We start from the raw sequence: 20,478 nt of genomic DNA on the forward strand, positions 1-20,478 counted from the left end.
CAGGCTGAATGTTCGATATCGGCTTTCTTGAGCTGCTGATCTGCGGCGTCATAGCGCTGTTGGTGCTCGGTCCCGAGCGTCTGCCTGCGGCCGCCCGTGCGGCCGGTCGCTGGGTGGGTGGTGCACGGCGCATGGTCGGACAGTTCACCTCGGAACTGGACCGGGAACTGAAAGCCGGCGAACTCCGGGACGAGCTTCGCAAGGCAGGGGATGTTGGCCTGGACGACGTGCAGAAAACCGTGCGTGGTGCCCTGGACGAGGCTAAAAAGTACGAGCACATGATCCTGCCCGAGAACGAGACCCAAAAGCCAAGGCCGGCACCAGCGACACGGCGTGTGTCTGGCCAGACAAAGGCCTCCGAGGCTCCGGCACAGGATCAGGCTGGTGCCAATGATGCCCCGCAGACGCCGGATACAGGCGCTGCCGGGAAGGAACAACCCAAAAGCGAAACCCCGCAAAGTCCGCCGGATAACCGTTCATGAATGCAAAACCCGACGGCAACCAGCTGCCTCCGGAACAGCAGGAAATGCCACTGATCGAGCACCTGCTCGAACTGCGCAATCGCCTACTGAAAATGGTTCTTGCGGTGCTGGTCTGCTTCGCTGCCATTTATCCCTTTGCCAACGAGCTGTACCTGTGGCTGTCTGAACCTATCCGTTCCCTGTTGCCCGTTGGCCAGACCATGATCGCAACGGATGTTACCTCGCCCTTCTTCGCGCCGCTGAAGCTGGCCCTGGTGCTGGCCGTGTTCGCCGCCATCCCGATCATTCTCTACCAGCTCTGGAGTTTCATCGCCCCGGGCCTGTACGCCCATGAAAAACGGTTGGCCTTTCCACTCCTGTTTACCTCGGTAATCCTGTTCTACGCAGGTGCGGCGTTTGCCTATTACGTGGTTTTCCCGCTGGTGTTCGGCTTCTTTACCGCGATAGGGCCGGAAGGCATCGTCGAATTACCGGACATTACCAGCTACCTCAATTTCGTGCTCAAGATGTTCTTTGCCTTCGGCGTCGCATTTGAGATCCCGATCGCCACCGTGCTGTTGATTCTCACCGGCGCCACCACACCGGCGGATCTGGCGGCCAAGCGCCCCTACGTGGTCGTGGGCTGTTTTATCATCGGCATGATGCTGACCCCGCCTGATATCATTTCCCAGACCCTGCTGGCGGTGCCCATGTGGATACTGTTCGAGGTAGGTATCCTGTTCGGGCGATTGGCGAAACGGGAAGTCGCAGACCCGGAAAGCGATGAGCCTGCCGGCGAATGAATCTGGCGTTACTGTTTGACGAGGATTTCGTAGCGCCTGACCGAGCCGTCTTACGTGGCCGGCGTCTTGCCCACTTGCAGTCCGTAATCAAAGTCGTTGCTGGCGATACGGTGCCGGTAGGCCGGGCGGGTGGCCAAATGGGAACCGGCGAGGTCGTCCGACTTACCGATACCGAGGCGGAACTCAAGGTCACGCTGCACCAGTCTCCCCCTGCACCATTGCCGCTCACCCTGGTGCTGGCCATGCCCCGGCCGAAGATGTTCCGTCGTATCCTGCAGACGTGCGCCGCACTGGGGGTGAAAGACCTCTGGTTGATCAACAGCTACAAGGTGGAGAAGAGCTTCTGGCAGACACCGTGGCTTTCAGATGAGCAGCTCCGGGAGAACCTCACCCTGGGACTGGAGCAGGCAAAAGACACCCTGATGCCCCGGGTGCAGATCCGCAAGCTGTTCAAACCTTTTGTGGAAGACGAGTTGCCGGCGCTATTGGCAAACAGGCAGGCCCTGGTAGCGCACCCTGGCACCAGCACACCCTGCCCGGTTCACCTGAACCAGCCGACATTACTCTGCGTTGGCCCGGAGGGTGGTTTTACGGCTTACGAAGTGGGCAAGCTTGAAGACGCCGGTTGCCAGAGTGTACACCTCGGCCCCCGCATTCTGCGGGTGGAAACCGCGGTACCAGTACTGGTCAGCCGGCTGTTCGACGCCTGTCTTTAGCAGCCTGCCACCACCGGGTCAGGGGTGTAATGATGGCTACCAGTAACGCGCCAGCCAACACACCGAACAGACCATTGGCTATCGTTGGCATAAGCATGCCAATCACACCACTAAACCCTTCCGAAAAGTGATGAATGGCGTCGTAGACCGGGGTAAAGCCGTGGGTGAGAATGCCACCACCGACCAGAAACATCGCCAGGGTGCCAAGAATGGAGAGCGTTTTCATCAGATAGGGAGCCAGCCACAGAATGCCTGAGCCCAGTTTCTGGAGCAGCGGATTATCTTGCTGACTGAGGTAGAGGCCACCGTCGTCCAGTTTCACGATCCCCGCCACCAGGCCGTAAACAAAGACTGTGATCATAATGGCAACCACGGCCAGCACCATGAACTGCATGCCGATGGTCTGGGTCGTTACCGTTCCAAGGGTAATGGCAATAATCTCCGCAGACAGGATGAAATCGGTGCGGATCGCACCCTTGATCTTGTCCTTCTCGATCGCCCGCAGATCGACTTCTGGATTCTTCAGGGCCTCATGCAGCTCCCCTTTGCGCTTCTGATCTTCCTCCCGATGCAAAAACTTGTGCACCAGTTTCTCGAAGCCCTCGAAACACAGGAAGGCACCGCCAAGCATCAGCAACGGCGTGACCAGCCAGGGCATGAAAAAACTGATCGCAACCGCCGCCGGCACCAGGATGGCCTTGTTGATCATCGAACCCCGGGCGACGGCCCAGACCACCGGTAACTCCCGCGCCGGTTTCACGCCAGTCACCTGCTGGGCATTGAGTGCCAGATCGTCACCCAGAACACCCGCCGTTTTCTTGGTGGCGGTTTTGGTCATCAGGGCGACATCGTCCAGCACGGTGGCGATGTCATCGATCAGAACCAGAAGACTGCTTCCTGCCATTGCAAAATTCCTTTTCTGTTCAGCCGTTCAGACCCATGGCCTCGGCAGCAATGCGATTTTTGACCGGCCCCAGCTGGTTGAGCCAGCGCAGGCCGGTGTTGCGCAGCCAGCGAACCGACAGCTCATCACGACCAAACAATTGCTTGAAACCCTCCATCGCGGCCATCATGGTCAGATTTTCGCCTTTTCGGCGGCGCTGGTAGCGCGCCAGAACCAGTTCATGGGCTGGACTCAGTCCGGTTTTCCTTGCCCGCGAAAGCTCGTCCAGAAGTGCGCGCACATCGCCGTATCCCAGATTGGCGCCCTGCCCCGCCAGCGGATGAATGGTATGAGCTGCATCACCCACCAGCGCGAAACCTGGCGCAATGTAGTCTTTGGCATGGCGCTGGCGAAGCGGAAAGGCAAACCGGTCGGAAACGGCTTCAACTGAGCCAAGCTCCCGCTCAATGGCGCGCTCAAGTTCGGCGGCAAACTCACTGTCGCCCAGAGCCATCAAGCGCCGGGCTTCCACGGTATCCTGGGACCAGACAATGGAACAGAAATGCTCACTGCCAGACTCGGTCAACAAGGGCAGGAACGCCAGTGGACCGGTCGTTGAAAACCGTTGCCAGGCGGTAAACCGATGGCTCTGGGTGGTTCGCACTGTGCACACGATGGCCTGTTGGTCGTAGTCCCACTCTCGGGTTGGCAGGCCCACCCACTGACGCAGGCGAGAATTGGCACCATCACAGCCCACCACCAATCCGGCAGACAAGGATCGACCATCCTCCAGCTCAACCGTGCAACTCTCGGGCAATCGCTTGCAGCCAATGATCCTCGCGCCCTCAATCAGCTCAACCGGGCTTTGTTCCAGGGCCCTGAACAGCGCCCGCACGATGCTGCGGTTTTCGACAATCGTGCCAAGGGTCCGCGCCTGTAGCTCGGCGGCCTCAAACTGTATACGCCCCGTGCCGTCACCATCCCACACTGTCATGGACTGATAAGGACAGTGTCGACCCGCGGTAACCTCGGACCAGACTCCCAGCTGCTCCAGCAACTGCTGGCTGGCGACCGAAATGGCACTGACCCGAGGTTCGAAATCGGCAACGGTGGTGGCAGGGTCCGGCGCCTGAACCAGAGATTCATGATCGGAGCCCTCCACCAGCGCCACATGCCAGCCCTGACGTGAGAGCCCGAGAGCCAGGGCGGAGCCGATCATGCCACCGCCGGCCACAAGAATATCGTAGGTTTTCGCTTCACTCATGACCTGGTGCCTCCCGGTTCAGGTTTCCGGGTCGATCAATCACCGCCCGCCGACCACCCAGGCCCATGGCCTTGCGGGCAAACCAGCGCTTTGCGCCCGGCAGCAGATCAAGGCCCACCAGTCCGGCATCGCGGGCGGCAGTTACCGGCAGCATGGACTGCCCGAACAGGCGAACAAGGGAATCGGAGAAGCGCACCGTTTGCTGCCAATCCTGACGATGCAGGGCCTGGTAGCGCTTGAGCACGTCAAGATCGCCAATGGACCTGCCCTGCTCTTCTGCCAGCCGGAACTGCTCAACCAGTGTCATCAGCCCTCTCAGGGCCAGATTGAACCCTTGCCCGGCGACCGGATGCAGGGCGTGGGCGGCATTGCCCACCAGCGCAACCCCTGGGCGCACTGGCTCGTCCACTGTGGTCAGCGTCAGCGGATAATGATGACAGGCACCGATGCGGGTAAACCGCCCTAGACGCCAGCCAAACCGGTCCTGAAGCCAGCGACGTTTTTCCTGGTCGGGAACCTCAAGAACGTCCTGCAATGCTTCATCGGATAAGGTCCAGACCAGTGCCGACTGATGCCCCGCCCGCGCGGGAGAACCATGGGGCAAAAGCGCCATGGGACCGGCATCGGTGAATCGCTCAAAGGCGGTGAATCCGTGGCTGTCACTGGTAGAGACATTGGCGATCAGGGCATTCTGGCCATAGCTGTGACGATCGGGCCTGAAGCCAAGTTTCTCGCGCAATCCTGAGCGACCGCCATCTGCGACCACCAGGCAGCGAGCCGTCAGTTCCGGGGCATCCTCGCCATCCTTCGACAGCCGGACCCGGACGCCACCGGCGATGGGCGTCATATCTGTCACTTCTGCCGGCGCCCGCCACTGGACGTTGGTATCCAGAAGCTCACGCATCAGGCACAGACCCATCCAGCGATTATCCGCGACATAACCAAGCGCCTCCTGACCATGCTCGCCGGCATGCAGCCGGGTGGCGCCGAAATGTCCCCGATCAGAAACGTGAATGTGTTCGATGGGCGTGGCGTGCTCGGCTAGCCGGTGCCAGAGCCCCAGCTCTTCAAAGATTAACCGGGAGCCCCAGGCCAGCGCGGTGGAACGTGCGTCGTAGCTGGGTTGGTAACTGTCCGGCAGGGCGTCGGGAGACAGTGGAAACGCCTCGACCACGGTCACGCGGAGCGACGGCACCATCCGTGCCAGCGCCAGGGCCAGGGTTGCCCCGGCAAGGCCTCCACCGGCAATGATCAGATCGGTATCTGGCTTGGTCACAGGGTGTCAGTCCGCCATCAGGGCTTCGATTTCGGCAATGGTTTTCGGAACCGCTTCGGTCAGCACCCGGCAGCCGTCTTTGGTTACCACAACATCGTCTTCGATGCGTATGCCGATGCCACGCCACTTCTCATCCACGTCGGTATTATCCGGCGCAATGTACAGCCCCGGTTCAACCGTCAGGGCCATTCCGGGTTCCAGCTGGCGCCAGGCATCACCGACCTTGTAATCGCCCACATCGTGCACATCCAGCCCGAGCCAGTGGCCGGTGCGGTGCATGAAGAAGGGTTTGTAGGCTTCGCTGGCAATGGCGTCTTCCAGGGTGCCAGACAACAGCCCCAGATCAATCAGACCCTGGGTCAGCACTTCCAGCGCCGCCTCATGGGGCCGGTTCCAGTGGTTTTCCGGCGAAACTGCCTCAATGGCCTGGTACTGTGCCGCCAGCACCACCTCATACAGGGCCCGCTGTTCATTGCTGAACTTTCCGCTGACCGGGAAGGTGCGGGTAATGTCAGAGGCGTAGCACTGGTATTCACAGCCGGCATCGATCAGTACCAGATCGCCGTCTTTCAGCGGTGCACTGTTCTCGATGTAATGCAGGATGCAGCCATTGGCGCCCCCGCCCACAATCGAGGGGTAAGCCGTTGACCGGGCGCCATGCTCCATGAACGTGTGGATCAGTTCGGCCTCTAGGTTGTACTCGAAGCCGCCTTTTCGGGCCCGCTTCATGGCCCGACAGTGGGCTTCGGCACTGATCTGGCCGGCCTTGGCCATGATTTTGATCTCATTGGCGCTTTTGTAAAGCCGCAGGTCATGAAGCAGGTGTTCCAGGGCCACGAATTCGCCAGGTGGATGTGCGCCACTGCGAACCTTGCTGCGAATCATCTTCACCCAGTCCATCACCCGGGCGTCAAAATGATCGTCCTTGCCCAGGGGATAATAGACCCGGCTGCGACCTTCAATCATGCCCGGAAGGATGTCGTCGATGTCTGCAATCGGAAACGCATCGTCCAGGCCATAGCGCTCGATGGCGCCTTCCGGGCCAACCAGGAAACCGTCCCAGAGTTCCTTCTGCGGATTACGCTCCTTGCAGAACAGAACGGATTCCCCGTGCTCACGGCCCGGAATCAGGGCCAGTACCGCCTCCGGCTCGCCAAAACCGGACAGATAATGAAAGTCGCTGTCCTGGCGGAACGGGTGAAGTACATCCCGGTTGCGAACGCGCTCCGGGGCAGCCGGAATAATCGCAATGCTGTCTGGCGCCATACGCTCCATCAGCTTGCGACGGCGCTCGGCAAACTCCTTTGCGGGAATCATGGAGTTCATAGTCTCTCCTGCAATCAGGACCCGGCTCAGTGCAGGGTCGGCGAATCAGACTTCGGCGGTTCGGGGGCATTGAATTCGGTAAACACGGCGAGCGCCCCCAGCCGGATGTATTCGGTAATTTCCAGCAACTGCTGCTCGCTCTCGTCGTCCGCTTCTTCCTCTTCGGACAGCTGACTGATGGCCACCATATCCTCGATCAACTCCCGGATCTCGTCGGGCGCCTGGCCAAGGGACTCGCCGGCCGACAATGCCATACCCTCGAGAAATCCCCGCACCCAGGAAACCAGGGCCTCCAGCCTTTGTTCGATGGCGTAGTCGTCATCTGGCAGTAAAGGATGGAAACTCATGTCGGCTGATTTCAAGAGCTCCAGGGTCTGCTCATAGGCCCGGTTCATGAACGGAGCAAGATCGTCAGACTCCTCGGCCGCATCCTCAGCCAGCCCCATGTGCTCACACACCATTGCCAGCCACTCCGGCTCTTCAATACGGGATCCGGCCGCCAGGCGACCACAAAGCGCGCCGTGCAACTCGGATGGGTGGCTGAATGCCTTGTGAGCTGTGAAAACATTGGCCCAGCGCTCAAATTCGGCGGCGCGGGCGGCACCGGAAGTGTCGGTTTCTGACATGAAACAGGCGGATCCTGTGTTGGTGAATTAAAGGCCTACTTTAGCATTCAGGCGATGCCAAGGCACTGCCTGTTGATTTTTACCCGGGGAGAGAACAATATGTTATAACGTAACATTTTATACCGCGAGACACTACCATGACTTTATCAAAGGTAACCAACGCCATACTGGCAGCGACCATTCTGACTGCCGGCTCCACGTTCGCCAGCGACAACCCCGGCGCTCATCAGCATGGTCATGCCGAGCTTCAGCTGGCCATCGAAGACAACCAGGTTGACCTGATTTTCACTTCACCAGCCTATAACCTGCTGGGCTTCGAACACCGAGCCCGGACCGAGGAACAGAAAGCGCTGGTCACGGAAACCACCAACTGGCTCGGTGAGACCCCCCTGGTGGACACCGCCGAGGCTGGCTGCACAGTCATGAATGCGGTGGTGCACCATCAGGCGGGCGGTGACAATCACGGACACGACCATGGTCACGCCCATGACCACGAGGACAAGCATGCGGACGAGAACGGCTCCACCCACTCGGATTTCGAAGTCACCCAGACCCTGAGCTGCTCCAGGCTGGATGCTTCCGAGGCACTCTCTACGCCGCTCACAGAGCGTTTTCCCGAGATTGAGCACCTGAATGTCGAGTGGGTCTGGTCAGGAGGCCAGGGTTCAGGCCGCCTGGATCACGGGGAGACCAGCTTCAGGCCAGGCGCCCGATAATGGGGCTCGCAAGTTACTCCTCGTAGGGCTCAACCTCGGTTGCCACCATGGAGTAAGAAGACGTGCCAATGTCATTCTCGGTACGGTCGATCACCAGCTTGCCTTCGATCCAGACCGGATCGTACAGGGCCTCAAGCGTGAAACCTTCCTTGTACTTGACGTGAATGATCTGATTCGGGGGCGGTGGCGGCACATGAATACAGGCGCCGTAGTAGGGCACCAGGAAAAACTCCAGTATGCGCATATCCTCGGTCGTCTTCAGGGGCACCACGAAGCCGGGGATGCGCCCTTCCACATCGCCCATCTCCGGCACAACCCGACCGGTCATGATCTCGTCCGGCAACAGCGGCGGGCCATCGCCCTCATGCTCGATCTCTGGCATATTCTCCAGCAGCGCCAGATCCTCGGCCGGCATCAGTTCAAGCCAGTCAATCTCCCGGGTTTCGCTCCGGCCTGTCGTCGGGAGTAAAAGCACCAGGACAAGCGCAGCGAGAGAAGGCAGCGCAAAGCGCAAACGCGCCGGGGCAGACATCATTGGACCACATACTCCTGACAGTGAAATTCGCAAACCGCCATCATACACCGGGCAGACAGCAACCAACATGACCAGCAAGACAGACTCAACCAACAACAGTTCCCGAAGCACGGAAACCGCCATTGAAGTCAGCGGGCTTGGTTTTTCCTGGGACCCGGTACAGGCGCCCCTCAGTTTTCCGGATATCGCTCTGAAACGTGGCGACCATCTGTTCCTGCACGGCCCCAGCGGCAGCGGCAAAAGCACATTCCTCAGCCTTCTGGCAGGCATGCTTCGCCCGGACACTGGTTCTGTCCGGTTACTGGATACCGACATCCACCACTTGGGCCCCGGCGCCCGGGACCAATTCCGGGCCGACCATATGGGGGTTATCTTCCAGCAGTTCAATCTGGTGCCTTACCTTAGCACCCGAGCCAACGTCACCCTGCCCTGCGGACTTTCTGAACTGCGCAAAAAGCGAACCGAACCTACAGTCGCAGACGAAGCTGAGAGATTACTTGCCGCCCTGTCGATCCCCGAAGATCACTGGCAGCGGAAAGTCACCAGGCTGAGTATTGGCCAGCAACAGCGGATCGCCGCTGCCCGGGCACTGATTGGTGCCCCGGGCCTGATTCTCGCGGACGAGCCCACATCGGCACTGGATGCTGACAACCGGGACCGTTTTCTGGAACTCCTCCTGAATCTTGCCCACCGGCATAACACCTCGGTGCTGTTTGTCAGTCACGACCAGTCCCTGGCCCGCCATTTCGGTAATCAGCTGGAACTGCGGGGTGACCGGACATGAAGGCACGCCTTGCTCTGACGCTCGCAATGGCCAGCCTCTGGCACCGTAAAAAGGTACTGGCCCTGGTGTGCCTGACGCTCACCCTGAGCGTTTCCCTGTTGCTGGGCATCCAGTACCTGCGCACCGAGGTCAAACAGTCTTTTACCAGCACCATCAGCGGTACCGACCTGATCGTCGGCGCCCGCAGTGGCCAGTTGAACCTGCTTCTGTACACCGTGTTTCATATTGGTGATGCCACAAATAACATTCGCTGGTCCACCTACCAGAGCCTGAAAGAGGATTCCCGCCTCGAGTGGCTGATTCCGATTTCCCTGGGAGATAGCTATCGGGGCAACCGTGTAGTCGCCACCGACGAGAACTTTTTGCAGCACTTCCGTTACGGCCGCGACCTGCCGCTCGAACTGGCTGAAGGCCATTGGTTTGAAGGGGTCTTCGATGTTGTGTTGGGCGCGGGCGTGGCAAGGTCGCTGGCGCATCAGGTGGGCGAACAGATTGTGCTGTCCCATGGCGGTGGGCGAACCAGCTTCTCCAACCACGAAGACACGCCGTTTACCGTCACCGGCGTACTCGCACCCACCGGAACGCCGGTGGACCAGGCGGTGTATATCGGCCTGGACGGCATGGAGGCCATGCATGTGGGTTGGGAGTCCGGGGTCGCGATACCGGGCCGAACGCTCACCCGGGAACAGGCAGAGGACCGTGATTTTACACCCGATGCCATTACCGCAGCCTTTGTCGGCATCGAAAGACAGGTACTGACCTTCCGGATACAGCGGGAAATCAACCAGTTTGCCGGTGAACCGCTGTCAGCCATACTCCCGGGCGTCGCCCTGAGCGAGCTCTGGCGGCTGATGGGCCAGTTTGAGCGGGCGCTGCTGGGCATTACCGGTTTTGTTGTGATTACCAGTCTTATCGGGCTGATTGCCGTTCTTCTGACCCTGCAGGCCCAGCGGGCCCACGAAATTGCCGTACTGCGGGCAACCGGTGCCTCTCCGGCACTGATCGCCTCGCTTTACATCCTTGAGTGCGTGGCCCTTGCCCTGGCGGCCTGCGTGCTGGCTCTGATCATTGGCATGGCCGGCCTCTCATTGGCCAGCCCCTGGCTATTGGCCAACTATGGCCTGCAGATCTCGCTTCGCCCCCTGACTGCAACCGAGTGGGCGCTGCTAGCCGCAGTTCCTGTCGCCGCCTTTATGGTGGCTTTGATACCGGCTTTCGGCACCTGGCGCCAGAGTCGCCGACTGGGATTTGGCGAGGCCGCCGATCAGTGATGCGCATCACGCAGGGAACGCAATGACAAGCCTGTAAATTGACCGACTTAGCGTCCACACTTATAGTTAGTTGCAATTACCTTAAACCACTGCTGGGCACGTCATGGAACAGTCCGAAGTACAGGCATTAGCGGACAAGCTGGACAGGTTGATTGAACGCTGTCAAAAACTTGAGCGGGACAACGCCACATTGCGCGAACTGCAGGATGACTGGAACCGGGAACGGGCCCAGCTGGTGCAGAAAAACGATCACGCGAAGCACAAGATCGAAGCCATGATCAGCCGCCTTCGGGCCCTGGAGCATCACTGATGGCACAGCAATCCACGACGGTTGAGGTGAAAATCCTCGACAAGGAATACCTGGTCGCCTGTCCCGAGGAAGAGCAGGAGGCGTTGCTGCGGGCTGCCCGGCACCTGGACAGCAAAATGCGCGAAATCCGCGCCAGTGGCAAGGTTTTCGGCACCGAACGCATTGCTGTCATGGCAGCTCTGAATATTACCCACGAACTGCTTGAGCGCGACACCATGTCAGATGCCACCAGCAGCCTGCTGCGGGCCATGGACAATAAACTGGACGGTGCCCTGGGCGATGGCTCCGGCCGATAATTCCGCAGAGAATCTGAGACAGGTGTTGCAATCGGCCCCGACACTGCCCGTATAATGGAACTAACTTCCTGGGCTGTTCGGGATAGTCGGATACGTCCTCGAGCCGATGCGCATTACCCAGGTGGCTACTTCAGGGCATTGTGAGCACGTCCCCAACAGGGGAAAGCCTAATATGTCACAGCGGCCACCGACCTTGAACTTTGGGTTCAAGGGCAACATCCGATAACGGCAGCCCGGGAAGCTTTATTTTGAGCCAGTTTATCGAGCCTCAACCGTTCCAGTCCCATCCTGATACCCTCTCACGCAGCGAACTTCGCAAGCGCCTCCGGCAGCATCGGCGCGAACTGAATTTCGAGCAACAACAACAGGCTGCCGAGTATCTCGCTCTCAACCTGCTGAAGAATCCGGACCTGCACCGCGCGCGGCACATTGCCATCTATCTGCCCAACGACGGCGAAATTGATCCCCATGCCTACCTCGACATCGCACGTCGCAAGGGCATCCGCTTCTACCTGCCGGTACTGCATCCGATTCATGAAGGCCGGCTGGCTTTCAGCCCCTACTACGACGGCGTAGAACTCACCGCCAACCGGTTTGGCATCCCCGAGCCCGCGTTCAGCAAAGGCCTGCGACGCCCGGCCTGGGCACTGGATGCCGTACTGTTTCCGTTAGTAGGCTTTGACGAACAGGGCGGAAGACTGGGAATGGGAGGCGGGTTCTACGACAGGACCTTTGCTTTCAGCCGTATACGGCCAAGACTGGCGCCGAAACTGATTGGCCTGGCCCATGATTTCCAGAAGGTCAAGAAGCTGCCAATAGAGCCCTGGGATGTGCCCCTGCACAGCGTGGTAACCGATAAGCGACGTTACCGGTTCAGCGGCTGACCCATCGCCTGGACAGAGCCAACAACGTTGAAAGCTCGTGCGCCTCTGTCTTCAGAGGCGTGGATGGATGTGAAACCAGTAATCACAAGGCCGATGGCAAAAATCAGCACAATGGCTTTGATGATGTCAGGCTTGCCGCCCATGGCTTCAGTTCCTCAAGATGCAGTTTTGAAAGTGTCGGGAAATCAGTGAGCTATTCTTGACTTCAAGAATCAGAGGAAAGATTAACACCTATCCTCATTTTTACAATTTTTGACAGATTAAAATTAGGTAAGCTTTTCGATCGGCGCTCGGCCAGCATCGGGTAGAGGCTTCCAAAACACGCTCCTTGCGGCACATCCATGTGGCGCTTGGGCTCCGCCATCCATGGCTCCGCACAGTTTTGGAAGCCTCTACCCGACCCTGGCCTACTCCGAGTTAACTTGAACGCGCGTTACCCTGACCAAGAAACAGCTGATAAGCCTCGTTGTCCGTCATGTTCTCGTAACGGAAGCCAACCTTATCCAGCATTTTCTCGAAGTCCTGCACTTCGTCGTCTTCCACCTGAGCACCCAAAAGCACCCGGCTGTAGGCCGCACCGTGGTTGCGGTAATGGAACATGGAGATGTTCCAGCGAGTACCCAGTGACATCAGGAATTTCAGCAACGCCCCCGGGCGCTCCGGGAACTCGAACTGGAAGACCTTCTCGTTGGTGATGGTCGGCGCGTGACCGCCCACCATGTGGCGAATGTGCTGTTTGGCCAGGTCGCTGTCGGTCAGGTCGACCACCGAGTAGCCGCTCTCCCGCAACTCCTGAACCAGATCCTCGCGGCCATGGCCACCGGCCGCAATCTGGATGCCAACGAAAATCGTGGCGTTGGTGGCATCGGCGTAGCGGTAATTGAACTCGGTGATGCTGCGCTTGTGCAGGGCGTTGATGAAGGTCTTGAAGGCGCCCGGTTTCTCCGGAATGGTCACGGCCAGGATCGCCTCGCGCTTCTCGCCCACTTCCGTGCGCTCGGAAATGTAGCGCAGGCGGTCGAAGTTCATGTTGGCACCGCTCAGGGTGGCAATCAGGTTTTCGTCCTCTACCTTCTCACGCTCGATGTATTTCTTGATGCCTGCCACGCCGAGGGCACCGGCCGGCTCGGCGATGGAGCGGGTGTCCTCGAAAACATCCTTGATGGCAGCGCAGATTTCGTCGGTGGACACGGTGATCACCTCGTCCACGTGATCCTTGCAGATTTCCCAGGGATACTTGCCGATCTGCTTGACCGCCACGCCGTCGGCAAAGATGCCCACCTCGTCCAGCACCACCCGTTTGCCCGCCTTCAGGGCAGCCTGCAGGCAGTTGGAGTCCTCGGGCTCAACACCGATCACCTTGATCTCCGGGCGAAGGTACTTGATGTAAGCGGCCATGCCAGCAATCAGCCCGCCGCCGCCAACGCAGATAAAGATGGCGTGGATCGGCTTGCTGAACTGCCACATGATCTCCATGGCCACCGTGCCCTGGCCGGCGATCACATCGGGATCATCGTACGGCGGAATGTAGGTGTAGCCGTGCTTTGCGATCAACTCCTGAGCGTGGGCGGCCGCCTCGTCGAAGGCATCGCCTTTGAGAACCACTTTGGCACCATGATCCCGCACCGAACGCACTTTGATCTCAGGTGTGGTCTGCGGCATCACAATCACCGCCTTGATCCCCAGGTTCTTGGCTGCCAGCGCAACACCCTGAGCATGGTTGCCGGCGGAGGCACAGATCACTCCCTTGGCCTTCTGCTCCTCGGAAAGCTGTGCAATCCGGTTATAGGCACCGCGAATCTTGAAGGAAAACACCGGCTGAAGGTCTTCACGCTTGAGCAGAATATTGTTGCCAAAGCGCTTGGACAGACTACGGGCTTCAGTCAGGGGTGTTTCGATGGCCACGTCATAGACGCGCGCATCGAGAATCTTCTTGATGTAGCGTTGCGGCATAGCAGTTCCGGCTTCTGGTTGGTGTGTGAGTGATGGCTGGCTGAGAAAAACCCACAGTGTAGAAAGTTTGCACGGCAGCCGTCTATAAGCAGAGGGCGCTTAAGCGTTATAATCCGTCCAAAGCCAACCTGATTTGCAGCCGGAGCCCCAGATGACCCAGGACGAACTGAAAAAAGCCGTCGCCAAAGCCGCCATTGACTACATCGCCCCCCGCCTCGATAGCGAGAGCGTGATTGGTGTTGGCACCGGCAGCACGGCCAATTTCTTCATCGACATGCTCGCGGAATTGAAAACCGAGTTCGACGGCGCCGTTGCCAGCTCGGAAGCCACCGCCGAGCGCCTGAAAAGCCACGGCATTCCGGTGTACGATCTCAACAGCGCCGGTGAGCTTGAGTTCTACGTGGATGGCGCCGATGAAACCAACGAACGCCTGGAACTGATCAAGGGTGGCGGCGCTGCACTGACCCGGGAAAAGATCGTGGCAGCGGTGGCCAAAACCTTCATCTGCATTGCCGATGATTCCAAGATGGTCGGCATTCTGGGCAACTTCCCCCTGCCCGTGGAAGTCATCCCCATGGCCCGCAGCCATGTTGGCCGGGAGGTTGTGAAACTGGGGGGCGACCCGGTTTACCGGGAAGGCGTTGTCACCGATAACGGCAATATCATTATCGATGTCCACAACATGGATATTTCCCAACCGATCCGGGTGGAAGAGCAGCTCAACAATATCGTCGGCGTGGTCACCAATGGCCTGTTCGCCCGCCGCCGCGCGGATCTGCTGCTGCTGGGAACCAAAGACGGCGTGAAAAGCATATCGAGCGAAGGCGCCTGACCGGCTCCTGTCGCTCGTCGACTGTCGAAGCTGGCCTTTCGGGCCAGCTTTTTTATTGCCTGGCGCACCAAAAACCAAGCGCTTGCTTGGTAGCAATATTTGGGCGACACTGCTCTGCATTGATTCCGATCAGAGGGAGCGTCACCGTGTCCGATTATTTCAACGAAACCCACCAGCAGGTCCGCGCGACCGCCCGAAAGTTCATCGAAACCCACGTGCTGCCGCACATCGACGACTGGGAAGAGGCGGGTGAATTTCCCCGGGATCTCTATAAGAAAGCCGGCGATGCAGGTTTGCTGGGCATTGGTTTTCCCGACACCTTGGGCGGCATCGGAGAAGGCGACATCTTTCTGAAAGTGGCAGTCTCCGAAGAGCTGATGCGTTCCACCTCCGGCGGCCTGGTGGCCGGCCTCGGTTCCCTGGATATCGGACTGCCGCCGGTCGCCAAATGGGCAAAGAAGGAAATCCGGGAACAGATCGTGCCGCCGGTTCTGCGGGGCGAAAAGATCGCCGCCCTCGCGGTCACAGAACCCGGCGGTGGTTCCGACGTCGCCAACCTGAAAACCCGGGCAGTCCGGGACGGCGACCATTACATCGTCAACGGCAGCAAAACCTTCATCACCAGCGGCATGCGCGCTGACCACTACACCGTCGCCGTGCGCACAGGCGGCGAAGGCCACGGTGGCATCAGCCTGTTGCTCATCGACCGGGGCATGCCCGGATTCTCCACCGGCAAGAAACTGCGCAAAATGGGCTGGTGGGCCAGCGATACCGCCGAGCTGTTTTTCGAGGACTGCCGTGTCCCGGCGGACCGCCTGATCGGCGCCGAAAATGCCGGCTTCATCGCCATCATGAGCAACTTCCTGTTCGAGCGCCTCAGCCTGGCCATCATGGCCTACATGACCGCTCAAATCGCCTACGAGGCTGCCCTGGAATACACCCAACAACGCAAGGCGTTCGGCCGCAACATTGCCGGTTTCCAGGTGACCCGCCACAAGCTGGTGGATATGGCCACCCAGATCGACGTGGCCCGGGAATACACCTACCGCTGTGCCGCCCTGATGCAGGCGGGCAAGAACCCCATCAAGGAAGTGGCCATGGCCAAGAACTTCTCGGTGGATGTCTGCGAAAAGGTCACCCGGGAAGCGGTGCAGTTGTTCGGCGGCATGGGGTATATGCGGGAAACCGTGGTCGAGCGCCTCTATCGGGATGCCAAGATTCTCTCGATTGGTGGCGGCACCACCGAAATCATGAAAGAACTCATTGCCAAGCAGATCAAGCTCTGAGCTGTGGATTCCGCGTTCGTCCTCTTGTCCTGACCCAGCCTGCTGGGTTTTGGTGGCGGGGCATGTCAGTGGCTGTTCCAAAACACGCTACGAGCACGTCCATGTGCGCTTGTTTCGGGTTTACTTCAACGACTTTCCTCAAAGGTTCGGGCGGGTATCTGGCGGGACCTTCCGAAAACGTGGAGCGCCAGGGATGGCGCGACCGAGCCCTACAGGGACGTATTCACGGGCGTTTTTCGGAAGGTCCCGCCAGATAGCCGCGTGCACCAAAGCCCGGACAGAAAGACCAAAAACCAACGACCAAGGTTTAGTTTCGAACTGCAGGAGACTCCCGTATAATTGCGCCCACTTTTTAACCGCAGTTAAACGTACCTTTAAACGTACCAGGAAGGATCGCACATGCAATTCGACAACATCCCCGCAGGCAAGAACCCGCCTGAAGACATCTACGTTGCTATCGAAATCCCGGCCAACAGCTCCCCGGTGAAGTACGAACTGGACAAAGACATGGGCGCCCTGCTGGTAGACCGCTTCATGGCGACCCCGATGTTCTACCCGGCCAACTATGGCTTCATCCCCCACACCCTGGCCGACGACGGTGACCCCCTGGACGTGCTGGTTGTGACCCCCTACCCGATCCAGGCCGGCTCCGTGATTCGCTGCCGCCCGGTGGGTGTTCTGAACATGGAAGACGAAGCCGGTGGCGATGCCAAGCTGGTTGCGGTTCCCCATGACAAGCTGACCACCACCTACCACGACGTCAAGGAAATCGACGATCTGCCCGAGCTACTGCGCGACCAGATCAAGCATTTCTTCGAGAACTACAAGACCCTTGAGCCGGGCAAGTGGGTGAAGGTGCAAGGCTGGGACAACGCCGACGCCGCCAGAAAAGCCATCGTGGATTCCGTGAACGCCTATAAAGGCTGAGCCGGACTTTTCATGGCATTAAAAAACCGGGCGCTCGCGCGCCCGGTTTTTTTGTGTCTGGATGAACCCTGGCTGATATCAGCCCCGGGACAGCAGATCCCGCATGTCACTGATCGCGGAATTGGCCCGGGAAAGGTAAGCGGCCATGGTCAGTGAATGGTTGGCCAGTACACCAAAGCCACTGCCATTCAGTATGACCGGGCTCCACATTTCGCCCTGGGCACCTTCCAGCTCGATGATTACCTGCCGCACGCTGGCCATGGCATTCTTGTCCTGGAGTACTTTCCGGAAATCCACTTCAATCGCCCGAAAGATGTGCAGAAGCGCCCAGGCACTGCCTCGGGCCTCATAGAAAACGTCATCGATTTTTGTCCACGCCGTCTTTACATCTTCTCCGGTCGCTTCCTCAGCGAGAGGATCACCGGAGTTCATGGTGACCACCGAGTCTGATACCGAAGCCTTGCCAACGCTCTCACCAAGCGTACGGGACAAACTTCCGAGGCGGGTCTCCAGATCCGCCAGCCAGTTGCTCAGGTTGTCCGCTCGGGCGAAAAACTGGGCGTCAGCCTGCTCCGGGCTCGACAGCCGGTCAAGGTAACGTTTGAGAGCGGTGATGCCCCGACGGTACTCCGCCTCGGTAGACGGAATTGCCCAGCTTTCACTGTCGAAGTGGAACTGAGGCTCGGCAATAATCAGATCCTTGTCTTCCGCGGACTGGCTCTGGGAGCGGCTGATGTCTTTACGCATAGCCCGTGAGAGGTCCCGGAGCTGGACCAGCACGCCATATTCCCAGTTAGGCATGTTGTCCAGCCACAACCCCGGCGGGAAAATATCGTTGGAGATATAGCCACCAGGCTTGTCGAGCAGGGTTTCGGCAACACGGATCATGGTCACCGTGGTGGCGAACCCGGTAATGGGCTCTCGCTCCATGGAGTTGGCAACCGAGCGGGTGTGTTCGCGCACCGAGAAGGTGTCCGGCTCGCTGCTCCAGATCATGCCAAGCACCAACGCCACCAACAGGTAGATCACAACCAACGCCAGAATCAGTTTACCGATTACGCCGCTGCCACCGGCATAATCCTGAACATCGTCTTTCTTGTCCTTGAAGTACTGTCTGATTTTGCCTGGCATATGACTTTTAATCCCCTGTCTGTTGGTTGTCAGCGGCAAACGGCCGGCCAAGATGGTAACCCATGGCTCCGTCGATACCCAGTTTACAGAGTACCGAGTATTCCGCGGCAGTTTCCACTCCTGTGGCAAACACTTTCACGCCACGGCTGTGTGCGATGGCCACCACGGACTCGATATAGAAGCGGTTATCTTCGTGGGTGTCGATATCGTGAATGAAGCTGTTATCGATACGCAGGCCCTGAAACCTCAGATTTCTCAGGTAACTGAAAGGCACGCCCCCAACGCCAAAGCGGTCGACCAGTACCGGAACCCCCAGACGCCCCAGCGCCCTGACCAGCAAGCCCACCGCTGTGCGGTGGTGGTGGATGGCCTGCTCGGAAATGCCTATCCAGAGATTACGGGCCAGTGAACCGGCTTGCTGAAGCTGCTCAAGCAAGTCCGTACGAAAGGTCTCGCTGGCCACGGAGGCGTTACCGAGCGAGACAGCCAGTGGCTGATCCGGCAAATCCTTCAAGCGATCAAGTACCCGCTGAACCAGCAGGCGATCAATATCGGAAATCAGCCCGAAACGCTCGGCCATTGGCACGAAGGTGCCTGCCTTCAAAGCGCCTTCGGCGGAATCAATACGGGAGAACACCTGATGGTAAACCGGCATGAGCCGGCCTTCGTTGACCATGGGCTGGAGCCAAAGCGAAAGTGTCTGCTGGCGAATCGCCTGGCTGATGATCACCCGCCAGGTTTCCAGATTGTGATGGCCATCCTTCTCGGGATCGGCCAGGTGACAGCCCGTCCCATTGCTGCTCTGGGCGGTCCGTAACGCCTCATCCGCAGCCGCCATGAGATCACGTGCGCCGCGGCCTTCCAGCGTTCTGGCCATCCCGGCATGTACGGCGGTATCCATGGGTGCGGCAAGATCTGAATAAACCCCGTCGAGGTCATTTACCAGTTGCCGACACCAGACTCCTGCGTCGGCCGGCATCACGCCGGGCAGGAAAACGGCAAACTCGGCCCCGGTCCTGCGCCCGGCAAAGGACCCGGCATGCTGCATGACGAAATCGGCAATCACCGTCGCTACTCGCAGCAGCAACCGGTCGGCTTCGCTCCGGCCATAGGCCTGGTTATAACCGGAAAAATCCGCAAGCTGAATCAGCATGAGAATCCCGGGCGCGGCCTTTTCCTCGGATTCCACTTCCACTTTCAGGCGCTGGTCGAAGGCACTCCGGCTGGCCAGCCCGGTGACCGAATCCTCGTTATTGACCCGCCGCAGGTGCTGAATGAGTTTGGCCTGCCCTTCGAAAAGCTGGCCCAGATCATCCGCCATCTGGTTCATGGCGTCAGTCACCTGGTTGATTTCACGGGTCGACTTGATGGAAACCCGCCTCCTGAAATCCCTCTGGCCCAGGGCTTTTGCCTGATCCTCAAGAGCATGCAGCGGGCGTAGGGTGCGGCGAAGCAGGAGGAAGACGGCAAATAGTCCGATTCCCCCGATGACCGCAGTACTGGCAGTCAGCCCGATGGTGATTCGCCAGAGATCTTCGTAGGCTCGACCGGGGTGGCTGATTACCTGAACCGTCCCGAGGCGGCTCCAGCCGCGGACCACTTCTGCCTCGGCTACCGGCAGAGGAAGATCCGCAAAAGAACGGAACCAGGAGGGTACAGCCACCTCATTGAGGGTCATGGCGCGCCCGGCAACCTGGTCGCCCTGATGATTCAGGTAGCTCACTGAAAGGTATCGTCCACTATCGAACACCGCGTCAATCAGTGAGGCCGAGGCGACCGGGTCACGGCCGTCAATGGCATTGGAAAGGGACAAACCGATGGCCGTCGCCCCGTCACGGGCATGACCCGCCAACTGGTCCGAGACATAATCCCGGAAATACCCGTAGCTGGTAATGAAAACCGCCCCCAGCAGGGCCACCAGCAAACTTCCAGTCAACACCAGAAGCATGGTTCGCAGGGTTACCACACCCTTCTGCTTGCGCTTTATGGGGATTTGCTTCCGTGCCATGGGGAGCTTCTCCGGATTGGCTGTGAGCCAGCCGGCCAGGTGATTGTGACCTGCACCGCAGAGTTGACAAACATTTACATAGCGCTACCTACGCCGACAACATTAAACACTATAGACTCTGCAAAAGGACTAAGGTTGAAAAATCGTCCGCACCGGGGAAGGACGACCAATAACGAAAAAGAGACAGGCC

22 protein-coding genes and 1 other RNA gene are annotated in these 20,478 nt (G+C 59.1%); 13 read left to right on the forward strand and 10 right to left on the reverse strand.

Annotated elements, in window-relative coordinates; all coding sequences use genetic code 11:
- The first annotated feature begins 8 nt into the window (after positions 1-8).
- Genes tatB through KEHDKFFH_RS10340 form a run of 3 tightly spaced genes read left to right on the forward strand, consistent with a single transcriptional unit; the run spans position 9 to position 1,980 of the window.
- Complete coding sequence (tatB, locus tag KEHDKFFH_RS10330) at positions 9-482, forward strand: Sec-independent protein translocase protein TatB (RefSeq protein WP_104321842.1); 474 nt, start codon at positions 9-11, stop codon at positions 480-482.
- Entirely contained in the window at positions 479-1,264 is a 786-nt protein-coding gene (tatC, locus tag KEHDKFFH_RS10335) for a twin-arginine translocase subunit TatC (protein ID WP_104321843.1), read from the forward strand. Before tatB ends, tatC begins: the two co-directional genes overlap by 4 nt.
- On the forward strand, positions 1,261-1,980 hold the full coding sequence (locus KEHDKFFH_RS10340) for a 16S rRNA (uracil(1498)-N(3))-methyltransferase (protein WP_104321844.1): 720 nt from the start codon (positions 1,261-1,263) through the stop codon (positions 1,978-1,980). Before tatC ends, KEHDKFFH_RS10340 begins: the two co-directional genes overlap by 4 nt.
- Here KEHDKFFH_RS10340 and KEHDKFFH_RS10345 read toward each other — a convergent pair.
- From KEHDKFFH_RS10345 to KEHDKFFH_RS10365, 5 genes are read right to left on the reverse strand one after another with little or no spacing between them, the layout of a single operon-like run.
- Positions 1,952-2,884: a DUF808 domain-containing protein gene (locus KEHDKFFH_RS10345; protein WP_104321845.1), complete on the reverse strand. Its 933-nt coding sequence runs from the start codon at positions 2,882-2,884 to the stop codon at positions 1,952-1,954. The two genes, KEHDKFFH_RS10340 and KEHDKFFH_RS10345, sit on opposite strands and share 29 nt — an antisense overlap.
- Positions 2,885-2,903: 19 nt before the next feature.
- Entirely contained in the window at positions 2,904-4,127 is a 1,224-nt protein-coding gene (locus KEHDKFFH_RS10350; protein WP_104321846.1) for an FAD-dependent monooxygenase, read from the reverse strand.
- Positions 4,120-5,403, reverse strand: a complete 1,284-nt coding sequence (ubiH, locus tag KEHDKFFH_RS10355) for a 2-octaprenyl-6-methoxyphenyl hydroxylase (protein WP_104321847.1) — start codon at positions 5,401-5,403, stop codon at positions 4,120-4,122. Before ubiH ends, KEHDKFFH_RS10350 begins: the two co-directional genes overlap by 8 nt.
- Before the next feature lie 6 nt (positions 5,404-5,409).
- A complete protein-coding gene (gene pepP / locus KEHDKFFH_RS10360; protein ID WP_104321848.1) occupies positions 5,410-6,729 on the reverse strand; it encodes a Xaa-Pro aminopeptidase in 1,320 nt (439 codons plus the stop codon).
- A gap of 26 nt (positions 6,730-6,755) precedes the next feature.
- On the reverse strand, positions 6,756-7,355 hold the full coding sequence (locus tag KEHDKFFH_RS10365; RefSeq protein ID WP_053113127.1) for a UPF0149 family protein: 600 nt from the start codon (positions 7,353-7,355) through the stop codon (positions 6,756-6,758).
- A 137-nt stretch (positions 7,356-7,492) separates the two neighbouring features.
- On the opposite strand from KEHDKFFH_RS10365, the gene KEHDKFFH_RS10370 reads away from it, so the two are divergent.
- Entirely contained in the window at positions 7,493-8,071 is a 579-nt protein-coding gene (locus KEHDKFFH_RS10370; protein WP_104321849.1) for a ZrgA family zinc uptake protein, read from the forward strand.
- Between the two features lie 13 nt (positions 8,072-8,084).
- Here KEHDKFFH_RS10370 and KEHDKFFH_RS10375 read toward each other — a convergent pair whose 3' ends face one another.
- On the reverse strand, positions 8,085-8,606 hold the full coding sequence (locus KEHDKFFH_RS10375) for a DUF3299 domain-containing protein (RefSeq protein WP_104321850.1): 522 nt from the start codon (positions 8,604-8,606) through the stop codon (positions 8,085-8,087).
- 67 nt (positions 8,607-8,673) lie between these two features.
- On the opposite strand from KEHDKFFH_RS10375, the gene KEHDKFFH_RS10380 reads away from it, so the two are divergent.
- From KEHDKFFH_RS10380 to KEHDKFFH_RS10405, 6 genes are all read left to right on the forward strand, one after another.
- On the forward strand, positions 8,674-9,390 hold the full coding sequence (locus KEHDKFFH_RS10380) for an ABC transporter ATP-binding protein (protein ID WP_104321851.1): 717 nt from the start codon (positions 8,674-8,676) through the stop codon (positions 9,388-9,390).
- Positions 9,387-10,661 (forward strand): ABC transporter permease, encoded by a 1,275-nt coding sequence (locus KEHDKFFH_RS10385; protein WP_104321852.1) that lies wholly within the window; start codon positions 9,387-9,389, stop codon positions 10,659-10,661. The genes KEHDKFFH_RS10380 and KEHDKFFH_RS10385 overlap by 4 nt, the downstream gene beginning before the upstream one ends.
- A gap of 103 nt (positions 10,662-10,764) precedes the next feature.
- Positions 10,765-10,971 (forward strand): TIGR02449 family protein, encoded by a 207-nt coding sequence (locus tag KEHDKFFH_RS10390; protein WP_008170964.1) that lies wholly within the window; start codon positions 10,765-10,767, stop codon positions 10,969-10,971.
- A complete protein-coding gene (locus tag KEHDKFFH_RS10395) occupies positions 10,971-11,267 on the forward strand; it encodes a cell division protein ZapA (protein WP_104321853.1) in 297 nt (98 codons plus the stop codon). The genes KEHDKFFH_RS10390 and KEHDKFFH_RS10395 overlap by 1 nt, the downstream gene beginning before the upstream one ends.
- A gap of 62 nt (positions 11,268-11,329) precedes the next feature.
- Positions 11,330-11,511: non-coding RNA, 6S RNA (gene ssrS / locus KEHDKFFH_RS10400), on the forward strand.
- Positions 11,512-11,515: 4 nt separating this feature from the next.
- The gene (locus KEHDKFFH_RS10405) at positions 11,516-12,151 is read left to right on the forward strand and encodes a 5-formyltetrahydrofolate cyclo-ligase (RefSeq protein ID WP_104321854.1); all 636 of its coding nucleotides are present in this window, start codon (positions 11,516-11,518) and stop codon (positions 12,149-12,151) included.
- Here KEHDKFFH_RS10405 and KEHDKFFH_RS20230 read toward each other — a convergent pair.
- Positions 12,133-12,294, reverse strand: coding sequence for a hypothetical protein (locus KEHDKFFH_RS20230; RefSeq protein WP_192875773.1), 162 nt, complete (start codon positions 12,292-12,294; stop codon positions 12,133-12,135). The two genes, KEHDKFFH_RS10405 and KEHDKFFH_RS20230, sit on opposite strands and share 19 nt — an antisense overlap.
- 274 nt (positions 12,295-12,568) lie before the next feature.
- Complete coding sequence (gene ilvA, locus KEHDKFFH_RS10410) at positions 12,569-14,104, reverse strand: threonine ammonia-lyase, biosynthetic (RefSeq protein WP_104321855.1); 1,536 nt, start codon at positions 14,102-14,104, stop codon at positions 12,569-12,571.
- Between the two features lie 151 nt (positions 14,105-14,255).
- Here ilvA and rpiA point away from each other — a divergent pair, with 151 nt between their 5' ends.
- The 3 genes from rpiA to ppa all read left to right on the forward strand — a co-directional run bounded on the left by rpiA (position 14,256) and on the right by ppa (position 17,149).
- Positions 14,256-14,936, forward strand: a complete 681-nt coding sequence (gene rpiA, locus KEHDKFFH_RS10415; protein WP_104321856.1) for a ribose-5-phosphate isomerase RpiA — start codon at positions 14,256-14,258, stop codon at positions 14,934-14,936.
- A gap of 146 nt (positions 14,937-15,082) precedes the next feature.
- Positions 15,083-16,222 (forward strand): acyl-CoA dehydrogenase family protein, encoded by a 1,140-nt coding sequence (locus KEHDKFFH_RS10420; RefSeq protein ID WP_104321857.1) that lies wholly within the window; start codon positions 15,083-15,085, stop codon positions 16,220-16,222.
- Between the two features lie 399 nt (positions 16,223-16,621).
- The gene (ppa, locus tag KEHDKFFH_RS10425) at positions 16,622-17,149 is read left to right on the forward strand and encodes an inorganic diphosphatase (protein ID WP_008170949.1); all 528 of its coding nucleotides are present in this window, start codon (positions 16,622-16,624) and stop codon (positions 17,147-17,149) included.
- 78 nt (positions 17,150-17,227) lie between these two features.
- Here ppa and KEHDKFFH_RS10430 read toward each other — a convergent pair whose 3' ends face one another.
- Together KEHDKFFH_RS10430 and KEHDKFFH_RS10435 are read right to left on the reverse strand one after the other, a co-directional pair.
- Positions 17,228-18,280 (reverse strand): DUF2333 family protein, encoded by a 1,053-nt coding sequence (locus tag KEHDKFFH_RS10430; RefSeq protein ID WP_104321858.1) that lies wholly within the window; start codon positions 18,278-18,280, stop codon positions 17,228-17,230.
- Positions 18,281-18,287: 7 nt separating this feature from the next.
- Positions 18,288-20,288, reverse strand: a complete 2,001-nt coding sequence (locus tag KEHDKFFH_RS10435) for a bifunctional diguanylate cyclase/phosphodiesterase (protein ID WP_104321859.1) — start codon at positions 20,286-20,288, stop codon at positions 18,288-18,290.
- Positions 20,289-20,478: the final 190 nt, after the last annotated feature.

It is taken from the genome of Marinobacter maroccanus (assembly GCF_002933275.1).
Lineage (GTDB): Bacteria > Pseudomonadota > Gammaproteobacteria > Pseudomonadales > Oleiphilaceae > Marinobacter > Marinobacter maroccanus.

Bases quoted from the DNA above. Each gene is read 5' to 3' on its own strand.
- tatB (WP_104321842.1), top strand. From the start codon at position 9: ATGTTCGATATCGGCTTTCTTGAGCTGCTGATCTGCGGCGTCATAGCG.
- tatC (WP_104321843.1), top strand. From the start codon at position 479: ATGAATGCAAAACCCGACGGCAACCAGCTGCCTCCGGAACAGCAGGAA.
- KEHDKFFH_RS10340 (WP_104321844.1), top strand. From the start codon at position 1,261: ATGAATCTGGCGTTACTGTTTGACGAGGATTTCGTAGCGCCTGACCGA.
- KEHDKFFH_RS10345 (WP_104321845.1), bottom strand. From the start codon at position 2,884: ATGGCAGGAAGCAGTCTTCTGGTTCTGATCGATGACATCGCCACCGTG.
- KEHDKFFH_RS10350 (WP_104321846.1), bottom strand. From the start codon at position 4,127: ATGAGTGAAGCGAAAACCTACGATATTCTTGTGGCCGGCGGTGGCATG.
- pepP (WP_104321848.1), bottom strand. From the start codon at position 6,729: ATGAACTCCATGATTCCCGCAAAGGAGTTTGCCGAGCGCCGTCGCAAG.
- KEHDKFFH_RS10365 (WP_053113127.1), bottom strand. From the start codon at position 7,355: ATGTCAGAAACCGACACTTCCGGTGCCGCCCGCGCCGCCGAATTTGAG.
- KEHDKFFH_RS10370 (WP_104321849.1), top strand. From the start codon at position 7,493: ATGACTTTATCAAAGGTAACCAACGCCATACTGGCAGCGACCATTCTG.
- KEHDKFFH_RS10375 (WP_104321850.1), bottom strand. From the start codon at position 8,606: ATGATGTCTGCCCCGGCGCGTTTGCGCTTTGCGCTGCCTTCTCTCGCT.
- KEHDKFFH_RS10380 (WP_104321851.1), top strand. From the start codon at position 8,674: ATGACCAGCAAGACAGACTCAACCAACAACAGTTCCCGAAGCACGGAA.
- KEHDKFFH_RS10385 (WP_104321852.1), top strand. From the start codon at position 9,387: ATGAAGGCACGCCTTGCTCTGACGCTCGCAATGGCCAGCCTCTGGCAC.
- KEHDKFFH_RS10390 (WP_008170964.1), top strand. From the start codon at position 10,765: ATGGAACAGTCCGAAGTACAGGCATTAGCGGACAAGCTGGACAGGTTG.
- KEHDKFFH_RS10395 (WP_104321853.1), top strand. From the start codon at position 10,971: ATGGCACAGCAATCCACGACGGTTGAGGTGAAAATCCTCGACAAGGAA.
- KEHDKFFH_RS20230 (WP_192875773.1), bottom strand. From the start codon at position 12,294: ATGGGCGGCAAGCCTGACATCATCAAAGCCATTGTGCTGATTTTTGCC.
- ilvA (WP_104321855.1), bottom strand. From the start codon at position 14,104: ATGCCGCAACGCTACATCAAGAAGATTCTCGATGCGCGCGTCTATGAC.
- rpiA (WP_104321856.1), top strand. From the start codon at position 14,256: ATGACCCAGGACGAACTGAAAAAAGCCGTCGCCAAAGCCGCCATTGAC.
- ppa (WP_008170949.1), top strand. From the start codon at position 16,622: ATGCAATTCGACAACATCCCCGCAGGCAAGAACCCGCCTGAAGACATC.
- KEHDKFFH_RS10430 (WP_104321858.1), bottom strand. From the start codon at position 18,280: ATGCCAGGCAAAATCAGACAGTACTTCAAGGACAAGAAAGACGATGTT.
- KEHDKFFH_RS10435 (WP_104321859.1), bottom strand. From the start codon at position 20,288: ATGGCACGGAAGCAAATCCCCATAAAGCGCAAGCAGAAGGGTGTGGTA.